The sequence below is a fragment of the Salmonella sp. 5800 genome, from assembly GCF_046558195.1.
GTDB classification, from domain to species: domain Bacteria; phylum Pseudomonadota; class Gammaproteobacteria; order Enterobacterales; family Enterobacteriaceae; genus Salmonella; species Salmonella enterica.
In genome coordinates this window covers 189,588-204,631 of record NZ_JBGDOX010000009.1, presented here as the reverse complement: position 1 = coordinate 204,631, position 15,044 = coordinate 189,588, and the positions used below count along the sequence as shown (strand labels likewise).

The following is a 15,044-nucleotide window of genomic DNA, read 5'->3' as shown; positions in this document are numbered from 1 at the left end:
TTATCATCACTCTTCGCTGGATTGCTCCTGCATTTTTGTACCGCTTGGCTTGCGGCGCTTACCGATATTTTTTGTATCGCGGTGACGTTTCTTCACGCGCGGCTTCTCTTTTTCTTTCTCTTTTTTCTTCTCGGCGCGTTTCGCCAGCACTTTTTTCGACGGTTTGCCGGTCAGCTTTTCGCTGGGCGCACGCGTGGTCGGGCGAAGCTCATCAATGACGCGCGCTTTTAGCGGCTCTTCGATGTAGCGACCGATTTTCAGCAGCAACAGATGGTCGTGGGCTTCAACCAGCGAGATTGCAGTGCCTTTGCGGCCAGCACGGCCTGTACGACCAATGCGATGCAGATAGGTATCGCCACTGCGCGGCATGTCGAAGTTAATGACGTGGCTGACGTCAGGAATATCAATCCCGCGTGCCGCGACGTCGGTCGCGACCAGCACGTTAACGCGACCGTCGGTGAGACGCTTAATACCTTCGTTACGTTTGATCTGCGCCATCTCACCTTCAAGATAGCAATTGTTGATCCCTGCCAGACGCAGCGTTTCAGCCAGTTCATGGACGCGTTCACGTTTACGTACAAACACGATAGAACGGGTTGCATCGTCTTGTTTTAGCAGGTGCTTCAACAGCGCAACTTTATGTTCGAAATTGTCGGCACGGTAGTACCACTGGTGAATTTTCTTGCGCTCGCGGGTTGACGGATTGGCGGAAACCTCAACCGGGTCTTCCAGCAGGCGCTCGGCAAAATCTTTAATCGCATCGCCTTCCAGCGTGGCGGAGAACAGCATCGTCTGTTTACGCCAGCGGGTCTCACCAGCGATATGTTCAATGTCCTGAGCGAAGCCCATGTCGAGCATCCGGTCAGCTTCGTCAAGGATCAGTGTTTCAACCGCCCGGCAGTCAAAGTTCTCTTCTTTTATATATTGCAGCAGACGGCCCGTTGTGGCGACCACGATATCCTGGTTTTCGCTAAACACTTCAGCATGGTTCATATAGGCCACGCCGCCGGTAATCGTGGCGATATCCAGATGAGTATGCTTAGCCAGTTCACGAGCGTGATCGGCAACCTGCATTGCCAGTTCGCGGGTTGGCGTCAGGATCAGAATGCGCGGCGGCCCCGATTTTTTACGCGGAAAGTCGAGCAGGTGCTGCAACGCCGGCAGCAGATATGCCGCCGTTTTACCGGTGCCTGTCGGCGCAGAACCGAGTACATCACGGCCATCGAGCGCAGGCGGAATGGCGGCAGCCTGAATGGCGGTCGGGCGAGTGAAACCTTTATCCTGGAGGGCATCCAGCAGGCTTTCGTCGAGTTCAAGTTCGGAAAAAGTCGTTACAGTCATGTTCTACCTCTGTGTGGGGCGCTGATTATAGACGTTACGGCCGCAATCTTCATCTGTTTGTATGGATATCCCTTCTCAGGTATTGTTTTCACCCGGCGCTGTCGCCGTTTTTTGCAAGGTTGTTTTTACATGTCTCAGTCTGGCTCCGTTCTTCGTCGTAACGGATTTACGTTTAAACAGTTTTTTGTCGCACACGATCGGTGTGCGATGAAAGTGGGAACTGACGGTATTTTACTCGGGGCGTGGGCGCCGGTCGCGGATGTAAAGCGAATTCTGGATATCGGTACTGGAAGCGGTCTGCTGGCGTTAATGCTGGCGCAGCGGACGGATGACAATGTGCCTATTGACGCCGTGGAACTGGATGCCGGGGCTGCCATGCAAGCGCAGGAAAACGTGGCTCACTCTCCCTGGCCGCATCGAATAACGGTGCATACTGACGATATTCAGCGTTGGGCGCCTCGCCAGACGGTACGCTTTGATCTTATTATCAGCAACCCGCCTTATTACGAACCCGGTGTGGAATGCGCCACGCCGCAGCGGGAGCAGGCGCGTTACACCGCTACGCTGGATCACCAGACGTTATTGGCTATTGCGGCGGATTGTATTACCGAAGATGGCTTTTTTTGCGTAGTCTTGCCGGAACAAATAGGTAACGCTTTTACGCAGCAAGCGCTCAACATGGGATGGCATTTGCGGCTACGTACTGACGTTGCGGAAAACGAAGCGCGCTTGCCGCACCGGGTTTTGCTCGCATTCTCCCCACAAGCCGGGGAGTGCTTTAGCGACAGATTAGTAATTCGCGGGTCAGACCAGCATTATTCTGAAAGTTATACGGCGCTGACCCAGGCATTTTATCTGTTTATGTGAGGCGTTAACGGCGAAAGGATCGATGGGCCTGATTCAGCCAGTTGTTGCGGATAATCCAGCGTAAAGTGCAGCCCCCGGCTCTCTTTACGCATCATCGCGCAACGCACAATCAGTTCGGCCACTTGCACCAGATTGCGCAGCTCCAGTAAATTATTCGAGACGCGAAAGTTGGCGTAATATTCGTCAATCTCTTGTTGCAACATAGTAATACGCCGTAGGGCGCGCTCCAGCCGTTTCGTCGTGCGCACAATCCCCACATAGTCCCACATCAGCAGACGCAGTTCGTGCCAGTTATGCTGAATCACCACCCGCTCATCGGCGTTCTCCACGCGGCTTTCATCCCAGGCGGGAAGGACGTCAACGCTGTGGACAGAAGGCATTCGCCTGTCGATATCCATTGCTGCGGACCAGCCGTACACTAAGCATTCCAGCAACGAGTTGGACGCCATACGGTTAGCGCCGTGCAGGCCGGTGTAACTGACTTCGCCAATGGCATATAAGCCGTCTACATCGGTACGACCATAATCATCGACGACCACGCCGCCGCAGGTATAGTGCGCGGCAGGAACAACGGGAATCGGTTCTTTGGTTAAATCCATCCCCAAATCGAGCAGTTTCGCATAGATCATCGGGAAGTGCTGGCGGACAAAATCGTCAGGCTTGTGGCTGATATCGAGAAACATACAGTCTGCGCCGAGTCGTTTCATCTCATGATCAATAGCGCGGGCGACAATATCGCGCGGCGCCAGTTCGCCGCGTTCGTCAACGTCCGGCATAAACCGTGAACCGTCCGGACGTTTAAGGTATGCGCCTTCGCCGCGCAGCGCTTCGGTAAGGAGAAAATTACGCGCCTGCGGGTGATAAAGGGCGGTGGGATGAAACTGGTTAAATTCCAGATTAGCGACCCGACAGCCTGCGCGCCAGGCCATCGCGATACCGTCGCCGGAGGAAATATCCGGGTTAGTGGTATATTGATACACCTTTGAGGCGCCGCCGGTCGCCAGCACCACCGACTTCGCATGACAGGTTTCAACCCACTCTTTATTGCGATTCCAGATCCAGGCGCCGACGACCCGGCGAGGCCCCGGCAGACCCATTTTATCGGAAATAATTAAATCAACGGCGTTGCTGCGTTCCAGCACCTGAATATTAGGATGATTTTGCGCCCGACTGACCAACGTGGTTTCGACTTCCTTTCCGGTAGCGTCGGCGGCATGAAGGATACGGCGATGACTATGGCCGCCTTCACGCGTGAGATGATAGCTCTCCTTGCCGTTTGGCTGGACATGCGTATCAAACAGGACGCCCTGATCGATAAGCCACTGCACGCAGGTTCGGGCGTTGCTGGCGACAAACTCCACCGCGTGGCGATCGCAAATTCCGGCACCGGCAATCAGCGTATCTTCGACATGCGACGCAATACTGTCGGTTTCATCAAACACGGCGGCAATACCGCCCTGCGCATAAAACGTGGAGCCCTCGCTCACCGGCCCTTTACTCAGGACGATAACCTTATGCTTTTCAGCCAGACGCAGCGCCAGCGAGAGTCCGGCCGCGCCGCTGCCGATAATTAACACATCACAGGACAGTTCAGGAGTTGTCATCATGGTTCTTGTTTAATTTACTAAACATGGTTGCGGCAGATTAGCACTATATGGCGCTAAAAAGCACGTTATGATTTCGCTGGTGTTGTGCTTATTAAACATAAAATAAAAATACGGCGAGAGATAAACGGCAAAAAATATTTTATAGGGCAGGGTGTTAGCGTCGGATTTTGTAGTGAAATAAAGATGCTGTTAGGTTACTCTGCAAACGACGAAATGGGCATTTCTGTACAGATAGTGCGTTGTTCAGCATCTGTAGACTTATAATGGAAGATAAGACCTGTCTACAACATGACAAACAAAAACAAATGCGTAACGGAACTTTACGAAACATAGACACTCTAACCTGTTGCTTGCTCATAGTGCGGCTTATGGAGTGGCGTTTCGAAAGCGCGTGGAAATTTGGTTTGGGGAGACATTACCTCGGATGAGCGAGCAGTTAACGGACCAGGTCCTGGTTGAACGGGTCCAGAAGGGAGATCAGAAAGCCTTTAACTTACTGGTAGTGCGCTACCAGCATAAAGTGGCGAGTCTGGTTTCCCGCTATGTGCCATCGGGCGACGTTCCCGATGTCGTACAGGAATCATTTATTAAGGCCTATCGCGCGCTGGATTCTTTCCGGGGGGATAGCGCTTTTTATACCTGGTTGTATCGTATTGCGGTCAATACCGCGAAGAACTACCTGGTTGCGCAGGGGCGTCGTCCGCCTTCCAGTGATGTAGACGCGATTGAAGCAGAAAACTTTGAAAGCGGCGGCGCGCTGAAAGAAATTTCGAACCCTGAGAACTTAATGTTGTCAGAAGAACTGAGACAGATAGTTTTCCGAACTATTGAGTCCCTCCCGGAAGATTTACGTATGGCAATCACCTTACGGGAGCTGGATGGCCTGAGCTATGAAGAGATAGCGGCTATCATGGATTGTCCGGTGGGGACGGTGCGTTCACGTATCTTCCGGGCGCGGGAAGCTATTGATAATAAAGTTCAACCGCTTATCAGGCGTTGACGATAGCGGGATACTGGAAAAGGTATTAGGCATGCAGAAAGAAAAACTTTCCGCTTTGATGGATGGCGAAACGTTGGATAGTGAGCTGCTCAAAGCGCTTACGCACGACCCGGAAATGCAGAAAACCTGGGAGAGTTATCACCTGATCCGCGATTCAATGCGGGGGGATACGCCTGACGTTCTCCATTTCGATATATCCGCTCGCGTGATGGCCGCTATTGAAAACGAGCCAGTACGTCAGGTGTCGCCATTAATCCCTGAGGCCCAACCCGCTCCGCAGCAATGGCAGAAAATGCCGTTCTGGAAAAAAGTGCGTCCGTGGGCGGCGCAGCTTACCCAAATGGGCGTGGCGGCGTGCGTTTCACTTGCAGTTATCGTCGGTGTCCAGCACTATAATGGGCAATCTGAAACATCCCAACAACCTGAAACGCCGGTTTTCAATACCCTGCCTATGATGGGGAAAGCCAGCCCGGTAAGTCTGGGAGTGCCTTCTGAAGCAGCGCCTGTCGGCAGTCAGCAACAGCAGGTACAGGAGCAGCGTCGTCGCATTAATGCCATGTTGCAGGACTATGAACTGCAGCGCCGACTGCACTCCGAACAGCTTCAGTTTGAGCAGGCGCAAACCCAGCAAGCCGCGGTACAGGTGCCAGGAATCCAAACTTTAGGAACGCAATCGCAGTAATGAAGCAACTTTGGTTTGCCATGTCCCTTGTGGCGGCTAGCCTGTTCTTCTCAGCAAACGCCTCGGCCGACCCTGCGTCCGGGGCGTTATTGCAGCAGATGAACATCGCCAGTCAGTCACTGAATTACGAGCTGTCATTCGTCAGCATCACGAAACAAGGCGTTGAATCTCTGCGTTATCGACACGCACGCCTGGATAGTCGCCCGCTTGCGCAATTGCTACAGTTGGACGGTCCCCGCCGGGAGGTCGTACAGCGTGGTAATGAAATCAGTTATTTTGAACCGGGCCTTGAGCCGTTCACCCTGAACGGTGATTATATTGTCGATTCTCTGCCTTCCCTGATTTACACCGATTTCAAGCGTCTGGCGCCTTACTACGACTTTATTTCCGTCGGACGCACCCGTATCGCAGACAGATTGTGCGAAGTTATCCGCGTTGTGGCGCGCGATGGTACGCGTTACAGCTATATCGTCTGGATGGACATGGATACCAAACTGCCGATGCGCGTTGATCTGCTGGATCGCGATGGCGAGACGCTGGAGCAGTTCCGCGTTATTGCGTTCACGGTGAGTCAGGATATCGGCAGCAACATGCAGGCGCTGGCGAAGGCGAATCTGCCGCCGCTGCTTTCTGTTCCCGGTGGCGAAAAAACGAAATTTAACTGGAGTCCATCCTGGGTGCCGCAAGGCTTTAGCGAAGTTTCCAGCAGCCGTCGTCCGTTGCCGACGATGGATAACCTGCCTATCGAATCGCGGCTTTATTCTGACGGTCTGTTTAGCTTTTCCGTCAATGTGAACCGGGCGACGCAAAACAGCAGCGATCAGATGCTGCGCACCGGGCGCCGAACGGTTTATAGCAGCGTTCGCGACAACGCGGAAATCACCATTGTCGGCGAGCTTCCACCGCAAACGGCGAAGCGCATTGCCGACAGTATCAAATTCAGGGCAGTACAATGATTAAAGAGTGGGCAACCGTTGTCTCCTGGCAGAATGGTCAGGCGGTGGTGAGCTGCGACGTTAAAGCGTCATGCAGTAGCTGCGCCTCCCGTGCGGGATGCGGCAGTCGCGTGCTGAATAAATTAGGGCCGCAAACCACCCATACCATTGTTGTGCCAAGCGCGGAGCCGCTGACGCCGGGGCAGAAAGTCGAGTTGGGCATCGCCGAAAAAAGCCTTTTAGGTTCGGCGTTGCTGGTCTATATGTCGCCTTTAGCGGGGCTATTTCTTTGTGCGGCGCTTTTTCAGATGCTGTTTGGATCTGACCTTGCCGCATTAAGCGGGGCCGTGCTGGGCGGCGTGGGCGGTTTTCTGGTTGCCCGCGGCTATTCCCGAAAACTGGCGGAGCGCGACGCCTGGCAGCCGGTGATTTTAAACGTTGCCCTCCCGCCGGACCTTGTTCGCGTCGAAACTACCTCAATCGAAACGCGCCAGTAAACGTTTTACCCAACGGTACACCTGCCGCGTTGGGTTGTTGTCCCGATAAGCATGCGCTTTTCCTGCGTTGCGGTGTTTTACAGGAAAAAAGCGAGGCGTTTTCCAGTTCCCGCTCTCCTTACACTATGAACATTTCCTCGACTTAGCGTTGTAGTGTAGAATGCGGCGTTTCAGTTAAAACAGACGTTAAGCTCAGAACAGCGACCTCTAAAGTCTGGTCAACCAGGCGTAAGGCATAATAATTTATCTCTATGAAGAACATACGTAACTTTTCGATCATTGCTCACATTGACCACGGTAAATCGACGCTGTCTGACCGTATTATCCAAATCTGCGGTGGCCTGTCTGACCGTGAAATGGAAGCTCAGGTACTTGATTCGATGGATCTTGAGCGTGAGCGCGGTATTACTATTAAAGCCCAGAGTGTGACGCTGGATTTTAAAGCGTCTGATGGTGAAACTTATCAACTGAACTTTATCGACACGCCGGGACACGTTGACTTTTCCTATGAAGTTTCCCGTTCGTTAGCCGCCTGCGAGGGCGCGCTGCTGGTGGTGGATGCCGGCCAGGGCGTAGAAGCGCAAACGTTGGCGAACTGCTACACCGCGATGGAAATGGATCTTGAAGTGGTGCCGGTGCTTAACAAGATTGACCTGCCGGCCGCCGATCCGGAGCGTGTGGCGGAAGAAATCGAAGACATTGTCGGTATCGATGCGACGGACGCGGTACGCTGCTCCGCCAAAACGGGTGTCGGCGTGACGGATGTTCTGGAACGCCTGGTGCGCGATATCCCGCCGCCGCAAGGCGATCCGGACGGCCCGCTGCAGGCGCTGATTATTGACTCCTGGTTCGATAACTACCTGGGCGTGGTATCGCTGGTGCGTATTAAAAACGGCACCATGCGTAAAGGCGACAAAATTAAAGTGATGAGCACCGGGCAGACCTACAACGCTGACCGCCTGGGGATCTTCACGCCAAAACAGGTTGATCGTACCGAGCTGAAGTGCGGCGAAGTAGGCTGGCTGGTCTGCGCCATTAAAGATATCCTCGGCGCGCCGGTTGGCGATACCTTAACCTCAGCGCGTAACCCAGCGGAAAAAGCGTTGCCGGGCTTTAAGAAGGTGAAACCGCAGGTCTATGCAGGTCTGTTCCCGGTCAGCTCCGACGATTATGAAAGTTTCCGCGACGCGCTCGGCAAGCTGAGCCTGAACGATGCCTCACTGTTTTATGAACCGGAAAGCTCCTCGGCGCTGGGCTTTGGTTTCCGCTGCGGCTTCCTCGGCCTGTTGCACATGGAGATCATTCAGGAGCGTCTGGAACGCGAATACGATCTGGATCTGATCACCACTGCGCCGACCGTGGTTTATGAAGTAGAAACAACGGCGAAAGAGACTATCTATGTTGATAGCCCCTCCAAGCTGCCGCCGTTGAATAACATTTATGAACTGCGCGAGCCTATCGCCGAATGTCATATGCTGTTACCACAAGCCTATTTAGGTAACGTTATTACGCTGTGTATTGAGAAACGCGGCGTACAAACTAACATGGTGTATCACGGTAACCAGGTCGCGTTGACCTATGAAATCCCGATGGCGGAAGTGGTGCTCGACTTCTTTGACCGTCTGAAATCAACGTCGCGCGGCTATGCGTCTCTGGATTATAACTTCAAGCGCTTCCAGGCTTCCGATATGGTGCGTGTTGATGTGTTAATCAACAACGAGCGTGTCGATGCGCTGGCGCTGATCACGCACCGTGATAACTCGCAAAGCCGTGGTCGCGAGCTGGTGGAGAAGATGAAAGATTTGATCCCACGTCAGCAGTTTGATATCGCGATTCAGGCGGCGATTGGTACGCATATTATTGCCCGTTCGACGGTAAAACAGTTACGTAAAAACGTGCTGGCGAAGTGCTACGGCGGCGATATCAGTCGTAAGAAAAAACTGCTGCAGAAACAGAAAGAAGGTAAGAAACGCATGAAGCAGATCGGTAACGTCGAGCTGCCTCAGGAGGCGTTCCTCGCCATTCTGCATGTCGGTAAAGACAATAAATAATCCCTAAGGAGTTGGCATGGCGAACATGTTTGCCCTGATTCTGGTGATAGCCACACTGGTGACGGGCATTTTATGGTGCGTTGATAAGTTTGTTTTCGCGCCAAAACGTCGGGCGCGCCAGGCTGCCGCGCAAACGGCGTCGGGAGATGCGCTGGATAACGCTACGCTCAATAAAGTGGCGCCTAAGCCGGGCTGGCTGGAGACCGGGGCGTCGGTTTTCCCGGTTCTGGCGATCGTTCTGATCGTTCGTTCATTTCTTTATGAACCCTTTCAGATCCCGTCAGGCTCAATGATGCCGACACTGCTTATCGGCGATTTTATTCTGGTGGAAAAATTTGCCTACGGCATTAAAGATCCGATCTACCAGAAAACCCTGATTGAAACCGGTCATCCAAAGCGCGGGGATATTGTGGTATTTAAATATCCGGAAGATCCTAAGTTAGATTACATCAAACGCGCAGTCGGTTTGCCGGGCGATAAAATCACTTATGATCCGGTTGCGAAAGAGGTGACGATTCAGCCTGGCTGTAGCTCCGGTCAGGCGTGCGAAAATGCGCTGCCGGTTACCTACTCTAACGTTGAGCCGAGCGATTTTGTACAGACCTTTGCCCGCCGTAACGGCGGAGAAGCGACCAGCGGTTTCTTTGAGGTTCCGCTAAACGAGACAAAAGAAAACGGCATTCGCCTGACCGAACGTAAAGAGACGTTAGGCGATGTGACGCACCGCATCCTGATGGTGCCGATAGCTCAGGATCAGTTGGGCATGTATTACCAACAGCCAGGACAACCGCTGGCGACCTGGGTTGTACCGCCGGGGCAATATTTCATGATGGGCGACAACCGCGATAACAGCGCGGATAGCCGTTACTGGGGATTTGTTCCGGAAGCGAATCTGGTCGGTAAAGCGGTCGCTATCTGGATGAGCTTTGACAAGCAGGAAGGGGAGTGGCCGACAGGCGTACGCCTGAGTCGTATCGGCGGTATTCACTAACTGTGACGAAATGATCGTTCACGCTGCCGTCTTTTTAGCGGCAGCGTGAATTATTTCCTGGATAAATTCCCTCAGACTAACGACATCCCCTGTCGTTGTGTATAGAATATTCCCCCGAAGTTTTAGGTTGGCGCCGTTTGGTCGCCACGGCACACGAAACAGCGTTGGTTATAGACAACCTTCTTTCCGCTGCAGCGATGCGGCAGGACAGATGACGTGTATCAGGTCTGTTTCGTGTGCTGGATTGTTGACGCATTCATTTATTGGTATCGCATGAACCCCATCGTAATTAATCGGCTTCAACGGAAGCTGGGCTACACTTTTAATCATCAGGAGCTGTTGCAGCAGGCATTAACTCACCGCAGCGCCAGCAGTAAACATAACGAACGCCTGGAGTTTTTAGGCGATTCAATCCTGAGCTTCGTTATCGCTAACGCGCTTTATCACCGTTTTCCACGGGTGGATGAGGGAGATATGAGCCGTATGCGCGCCACGTTGGTACGTGGTAATACGCTGGCGGAATTAGCCCGTGAATTTGATTTAGGCGAGTGCCTGCGTTTAGGGCCGGGCGAATTAAAAAGCGGCGGATTTCGTCGGGAGTCCATTCTGGCGGACACCGTGGAAGCGTTAATCGGCGGAGTATTTCTCGATAGCAATATCCAGACCGTCGAGCAGTTAATCCTTAACTGGTATAAAACCCGTCTGGATGAGATAAGTCCGGGCGATAAACAAAAAGATCCTAAAACGCGCTTGCAGGAGTATTTGCAGGGTCGCCATCTGCCGCTGCCATCTTACCTGGTTGTGCAGGTACGCGGCGAGGCGCACGATCAGGAATTTACTATCCACTGCCAGGTCAGCGGCCTGAGCGAACCGGTGGTTGGCACGGGTTCCAGCCGTCGTAAGGCGGAGCAGGCTGCCGCCGAACAGGCGCTGAAAAAACTGGAGTTGGAATGAGCACTGACAAAACTTACTGCGGATTTATTGCCATCGTCGGACGTCCGAACGTTGGCAAATCCACCTTGCTGAACAAACTGCTTGGGCAGAAGATTTCGATCACTTCCCGTAAAGCGCAGACCACGCGCCACCGCATTGTCGGTATTCATACCGAAGGCCCGTATCAGGCAATTTATGTCGATACCCCGGGACTGCATATGGAAGAAAAGCGCGCCATTAACCGTTTGATGAATAAGGCGGCGAGCAGTTCGATTGGCGACGTTGAGCTGGTGATTTTCGTTGTGGAAGGCACCCGTTGGACGCCGGACGACGAAATGGTCCTGAACAAACTGCGCGATGGCAAAGCACCGGTTATTCTCGCCGTTAACAAGGTGGATAACGTGCAGGAAAAAGCCGATTTGCTGCCGCACCTCCAGTTCCTGGCAAGCCAGATGAACTTTCTTGATATCGTACCGATCTCTGCTGAAACGGGTATGAACGTCGATACCATTGCCGGTATCGTGCGTAAACATTTACCGGAAGCTATTCACCACTTCCCGGAAGATTACATCACCGATCGCTCTCAGCGCTTTATGGCGTCTGAAATCATCCGTGAAAAGCTGATGCGTTTTCTCGGCGCCGAGCTGCCGTATTCCGTTACCGTTGAGATTGAACGTTTTGTTACCAACGAACGCGGCGGCTATGATATCAACGGGCTGATCCTCGTCGAGCGCGAAGGGCAGAAGAAGATGGTGATTGGCAACAAAGGCGCCAAAATCAAAACCATTGGTATTGAAGCGCGTAAAGACATGCAGGAGATGTTCGAAGCGCCGGTACACCTGGAATTGTGGGTGAAAGTGAAATCCGGCTGGGCCGATGACGAACGCGCTCTGCGCAGTCTCGGTTACGTAGACGATCTGTGAGTTAACACAGCGTGGAAGGGTGGCAGCGCGCATTTGTCCTGCACAGTCGCCCCTGGAGCGAAACCAGCCTGATGCTGGACGTCTTCACGGAAGAATCGGGGCGCGTGCGCCTTGTCGCCAAAGGCGCGCGATCTAAACGTTCCAATCTGAAAGGCGCGTTACAGCCTTTTACGCCGTTATTGCTACGCTACAGCGGACGCGGCGAGGTGAAAACCCTGCGCAGCGCCGAGGCAGTTTCTTTGGCGCTGCCGTTAAGCGGTATTACGCTCTATAGCGGCCTGTACATCAACGAACTCCTCTCTCGCGTACTGGAATATGAAACGCGCTTCTCCGAACTCTTTTTTGATTATCTGAACTGTATTCAGGCGCTGGCGGGAACCACCGGCTCACCTGAACCGGCGTTGCGACGTTTCGAACTGGCGTTGCTGGGACATCTGGGGTATGGCGTCAATTTCACCCACTGTGCAGGCAGCGGCGAACGGGTGGATGACACCATGACCTACCGTTACCGCGAAGAAAAAGGCTTTTTCGCCAGCGTCGTCATCGATAACAACACCTTTACCGGACGGCACCTGAAAGCGCTGGAGGCGCGGGAATTTCCGGATGTAGATACCCTGCGTGCCGCTAAACGCTTTACCCGTATGGCATTAAAGCCGTATCTTGGGGGAAAACCGTTAAAAAGCCGGGAGCTGTTCCGGCAATTTATGCCCAAACGCACAGTAAAAACGAAGAAAGATTAACGAGGATTGTCATGGCTGAATTACTGTTAGGCGTCAATATTGACCACATTGCCACGTTACGTAATGCGCGCGGCACCGACTATCCGGATCCGGTACAGGCGGCGTTTATTGCTGAACAGGCAGGCGCGGACGGCATTACCGTACACCTGCGCGAAGATCGTCGCCACATTACCGATCGCGATGTGCGCATTCTGCGTCAGACGCTGCATACGCGTATGAATCTGGAGATGGCGGTGACCGAAGAGATGCTGGCGATCGCCGTAGAAACCAGGCCGCATTTCTGTTGTCTGGTGCCGGAAAAACGCCAGGAAGTCACCACCGAAGGCGGCCTGGATGTGGCCGGACAGCGCGATAAAATGCGTGATGCCTGTGCGCGCCTGGCGGCGGCTGGCATCCAGGTTTCGCTCTTTATCGATGCCGATGAAACGCAAATCAACGCGGCGGCGGAAGTCGGCGCGCCGTTTATCGAAATCCATACCGGCTGCTACGCCAACGCAGAAACCGATGCGGAACAGGCAAAAGAGCTGGCGCGTATTGCCAGCGCCGCGACCCTGGCGGCTCGCCTGGGGCTAAAAGTAAATGCGGGTCATGGCCTGACCTACCATAACGTCAAAGCTATTGCCGCGCTGCCGGAAATGCACGAACTTAATATCGGTCATGCCATTATTGGTCGGGCGGTGATGACGGGCCTGAAAGAGGCGGTGGCTGAAATGAAACGTTTGATGCTGGAAGCGCGCGGCTAATGGCGATTCTCGGCCTGGGAACGGATATTGTAGAGATTGCCCGCATTGAGGCAGTGATCTCCCGTTCCGGCGAACGTCTGGCAAGACGTGTGCTCAGTGACAACGAGTGGGCTATCTGGGAGACGCATCAGCAGCCGGTGCGTTTTCTCGCCAAGCGTTTTGCGGTCAAAGAGGCGGCAGCGAAAGCTTTTGGCACCGGCATCCGTAACGGTCTGGCGTTTAATCAGTTCGAAGTGTTTAACGATGAGCTGGGAAAACCACGTTTGCGGCTGTGGGGCGAGGCGTTAACGCTGGCGGAAAAACTCGGTGTGGCGCACATGCATGTCACGTTGGCCGATGAACGCCATTACGCCTGCGCTACGGTCATTCTGGAAAGTTAGATTTGCCGGATGGCGGCGTAAACACGTTATCTGACCTACAGGCCGATATATTGTCGGCCTGATAAGCATAGCGCCATCAGGCATTGTTGCGTTGGAAGTGCGTTAGCCCGCTTACAGTTTATCTGCGTGATGCATCAGAACAAACTTATCCCACAACTGTTCTTCGCTTTCGACATGGGCGGGATCCTGCAAAATCGTATTGGGGATCGGGCAGACTTTCTGACAGGTCGGCGTTTCGTAATGGCCTACACACTCAGTGCATTTGTCGCTGTTAATCTCATAAATGCTGTCGCCCATTGAAATCGCCTCATTCGGGCACTCCGGCTCGCACATATCGCAATTGATACATTTTTTGGTGATTAACAGCGCCATCAGGAAATTCTCAGAAACAACACAAATCGGGCGGGCATTATACGCCTATTTTCTGCTCGGGCCAGCTCTTTTCTGGCGCTGATTTGTTATCTACAGTGTAAAAATTTTTGATCTGCTTGAGCAGGCAGATGGTTGCGTTATCCAGTGAAAGATCATTACTGTGCACCAGCATGACAGGAATAAAGAATGCGGGGATGCCCAGTGAAACCAGGCGAACATTTTTGGGTGTCGATAAATGGGTTAGCGAGCGGGTAATAAATGCGATGCCAATCTGCGCTTCGGCATACTCAAGGCATGAGTAGTGGTTATCCAGTTCGCAGATGACGTTAGGAACGACTTTGCGGTTATTAAATTCTGTGGTGATGATCCCTCTTAATAGCAGAGAGTCATTAAGCACGATAATGGGCTGGTCGTTTAAATCTTTTAGATGCAGACGTTCGCGTGTCGCCAGAGGATGAGAAAGTGGGATTGCAGCGATAATTTCATCTTCAAACAGCATGGTCGAGCTTAGCTGGGCAGGGAGCGCTGTTCGATAAACAATGCCAATATCAACGGCGCTATCCGTCAGCTTTTTAATGGTTTGCTCAGTTGAGAACTCTTTAACATTTAAAGATATTTCCGGATGGTGCGCCATAAAGTTGCGAAAAGCGGGCAGGACCAGGTAGCTGCCTGACACCCCGATTGAAATAGTATCGCGCTGTTGGTCCTGATAGGGAAGAAGTTCATTTTCTGCATTTTTTAAATCCAGCATTATTTTGTTAGCGTGTCGTTGCAAAATAATGCCTGCTTTTGTTAATTTAATTCCTCTACCTTTTCGCTTAAATAATATTGTTTTAAGTGATGACTCAAGTTGTTTGATTTGCTGACTCAATGATGGCTGAGTGATAAACAGGCGACTGGCTGCCCGACCATAATGTAATTCATCACACAATATCAGGAAGGAATGTAGTTGTTTGATATTCATTAAAATTTAATGCCAATC

At 52.7% G+C, this 15,044-nt stretch carries 17 protein-coding genes; 13 read left to right on the top strand and 4 right to left on the bottom strand.

Annotated features, from left to right (window positions below; translation table 11 throughout):
- Nucleotides 1–6: 6 nt before the first annotated feature.
- Nucleotides 7–1,341, bottom strand: coding sequence for an ATP-dependent RNA helicase SrmB (gene srmB, locus ACLJZ5_RS17210; RefSeq protein ID WP_000219174.1), 1,335 nt, complete (start codon nt 1,339–1,341; stop codon nt 7–9).
- A gap of 129 nt (nt 1,342–1,470) precedes the next feature.
- Between srmB and trmN the strand changes: the two genes are divergently transcribed.
- Entirely contained in the window at nt 1,471–2,208 is a 738-nt protein-coding gene (trmN, locus tag ACLJZ5_RS17205; RefSeq protein WP_000083343.1) for a tRNA(1)(Val) (adenine(37)-N(6))-methyltransferase TrmN, read from the top strand.
- Here trmN and nadB read toward each other — a convergent pair.
- Nucleotides 2,193–3,815: an L-aspartate oxidase gene (gene nadB / locus ACLJZ5_RS17200; RefSeq protein ID WP_000989187.1), complete on the bottom strand. Its 1,623-nt coding sequence runs from the start codon at nt 3,813–3,815 to the stop codon at nt 2,193–2,195. The two genes, trmN and nadB, sit on opposite strands and share 16 nt — an antisense overlap.
- A 263-nt stretch (nt 3,816–4,078) precedes the next feature.
- Between nadB and rseD the strand changes: the two genes are divergently transcribed.
- The 12 genes from rseD (at nt 4,079) to acpS (ending at nt 13,690) form a co-directional block, all read left to right on the top strand.
- Nucleotides 4,079–4,243: a rpoE leader peptide RseD gene (rseD, locus tag ACLJZ5_RS17195; protein WP_014344135.1), complete on the top strand. Its 165-nt coding sequence runs from the start codon at nt 4,079–4,081 to the stop codon at nt 4,241–4,243.
- Nucleotides 4,240–4,815: an RNA polymerase sigma factor RpoE gene (gene rpoE / locus ACLJZ5_RS17190; RefSeq protein ID WP_000003307.1), complete on the top strand. Its 576-nt coding sequence runs from the start codon at nt 4,240–4,242 to the stop codon at nt 4,813–4,815. Before rseD ends, rpoE begins: the two co-directional genes overlap by 4 nt.
- 31 nt (nt 4,816–4,846) lie before the next feature.
- A complete protein-coding gene (rseA, locus tag ACLJZ5_RS17185; protein ID WP_001168374.1) occupies nt 4,847–5,497 on the top strand; it encodes an anti-sigma-E factor RseA in 651 nt (216 codons plus the stop codon).
- A complete protein-coding gene (rseB, locus tag ACLJZ5_RS17180; RefSeq protein ID WP_000812019.1) occupies nt 5,497–6,453 on the top strand; it encodes a sigma-E factor regulatory protein RseB in 957 nt (318 codons plus the stop codon). The genes rseA and rseB overlap by 1 nt, the downstream gene beginning before the upstream one ends.
- Entirely contained in the window at nt 6,450–6,929 is a 480-nt protein-coding gene (gene rseC / locus ACLJZ5_RS17175) for a SoxR-reducing system protein RseC (protein ID WP_000589090.1), read from the top strand. The genes rseB and rseC overlap by 4 nt, the downstream gene beginning before the upstream one ends.
- Before the next feature lie 251 nt (nt 6,930–7,180).
- A complete protein-coding gene (gene lepA, locus ACLJZ5_RS17170) occupies nt 7,181–8,980 on the top strand; it encodes a translation elongation factor 4 (protein WP_000790154.1) in 1,800 nt (599 codons plus the stop codon).
- A gap of 16 nt (nt 8,981–8,996) precedes the next feature.
- Complete coding sequence (lepB, locus tag ACLJZ5_RS17165; RefSeq protein WP_000002559.1) at nt 8,997–9,971, top strand: signal peptidase I; 975 nt, start codon at nt 8,997–8,999, stop codon at nt 9,969–9,971.
- 273 nt (nt 9,972–10,244) lie between these two features.
- Nucleotides 10,245–10,925 (top strand): ribonuclease III, encoded by a 681-nt coding sequence (gene rnc / locus ACLJZ5_RS17160; protein ID WP_001068341.1) that lies wholly within the window; start codon nt 10,245–10,247, stop codon nt 10,923–10,925.
- Nucleotides 10,922–11,827: a GTPase Era gene (gene era, locus ACLJZ5_RS17155; RefSeq protein ID WP_000102230.1), complete on the top strand. Its 906-nt coding sequence runs from the start codon at nt 10,922–10,924 to the stop codon at nt 11,825–11,827. The genes rnc and era overlap by 4 nt, the downstream gene beginning before the upstream one ends.
- 11 nt (nt 11,828–11,838) lie before the next feature.
- Entirely contained in the window at nt 11,839–12,567 is a 729-nt protein-coding gene (gene recO, locus ACLJZ5_RS17150; protein WP_000399380.1) for a DNA repair protein RecO, read from the top strand.
- 11 nt (nt 12,568–12,578) lie between these two features.
- Nucleotides 12,579–13,310: a pyridoxine 5'-phosphate synthase gene (gene pdxJ, locus ACLJZ5_RS17145; protein ID WP_000818972.1), complete on the top strand. Its 732-nt coding sequence runs from the start codon at nt 12,579–12,581 to the stop codon at nt 13,308–13,310.
- Entirely contained in the window at nt 13,310–13,690 is a 381-nt protein-coding gene (acpS, locus tag ACLJZ5_RS17140) for a holo-ACP synthase (protein WP_000986043.1), read from the top strand. The genes pdxJ and acpS overlap by 1 nt, the downstream gene beginning before the upstream one ends.
- A gap of 111 nt (nt 13,691–13,801) precedes the next feature.
- Here acpS and ACLJZ5_RS17135 read toward each other — a convergent pair whose 3' ends face one another.
- Together ACLJZ5_RS17135 and ACLJZ5_RS17130 are read right to left on the bottom strand one after the other, a co-directional pair.
- Complete coding sequence (locus ACLJZ5_RS17135; protein WP_001196290.1) at nt 13,802–14,062, bottom strand: YfhL family 4Fe-4S dicluster ferredoxin; 261 nt, start codon at nt 14,060–14,062, stop codon at nt 13,802–13,804.
- Nucleotides 14,063–14,099: 37 nt separating this feature from the next.
- Complete coding sequence (locus ACLJZ5_RS17130) at nt 14,100–15,026, bottom strand: LysR family transcriptional regulator (RefSeq protein WP_001022463.1); 927 nt, start codon at nt 15,024–15,026, stop codon at nt 14,100–14,102.
- Nucleotides 15,027–15,044: the final 18 nt, after the last annotated feature.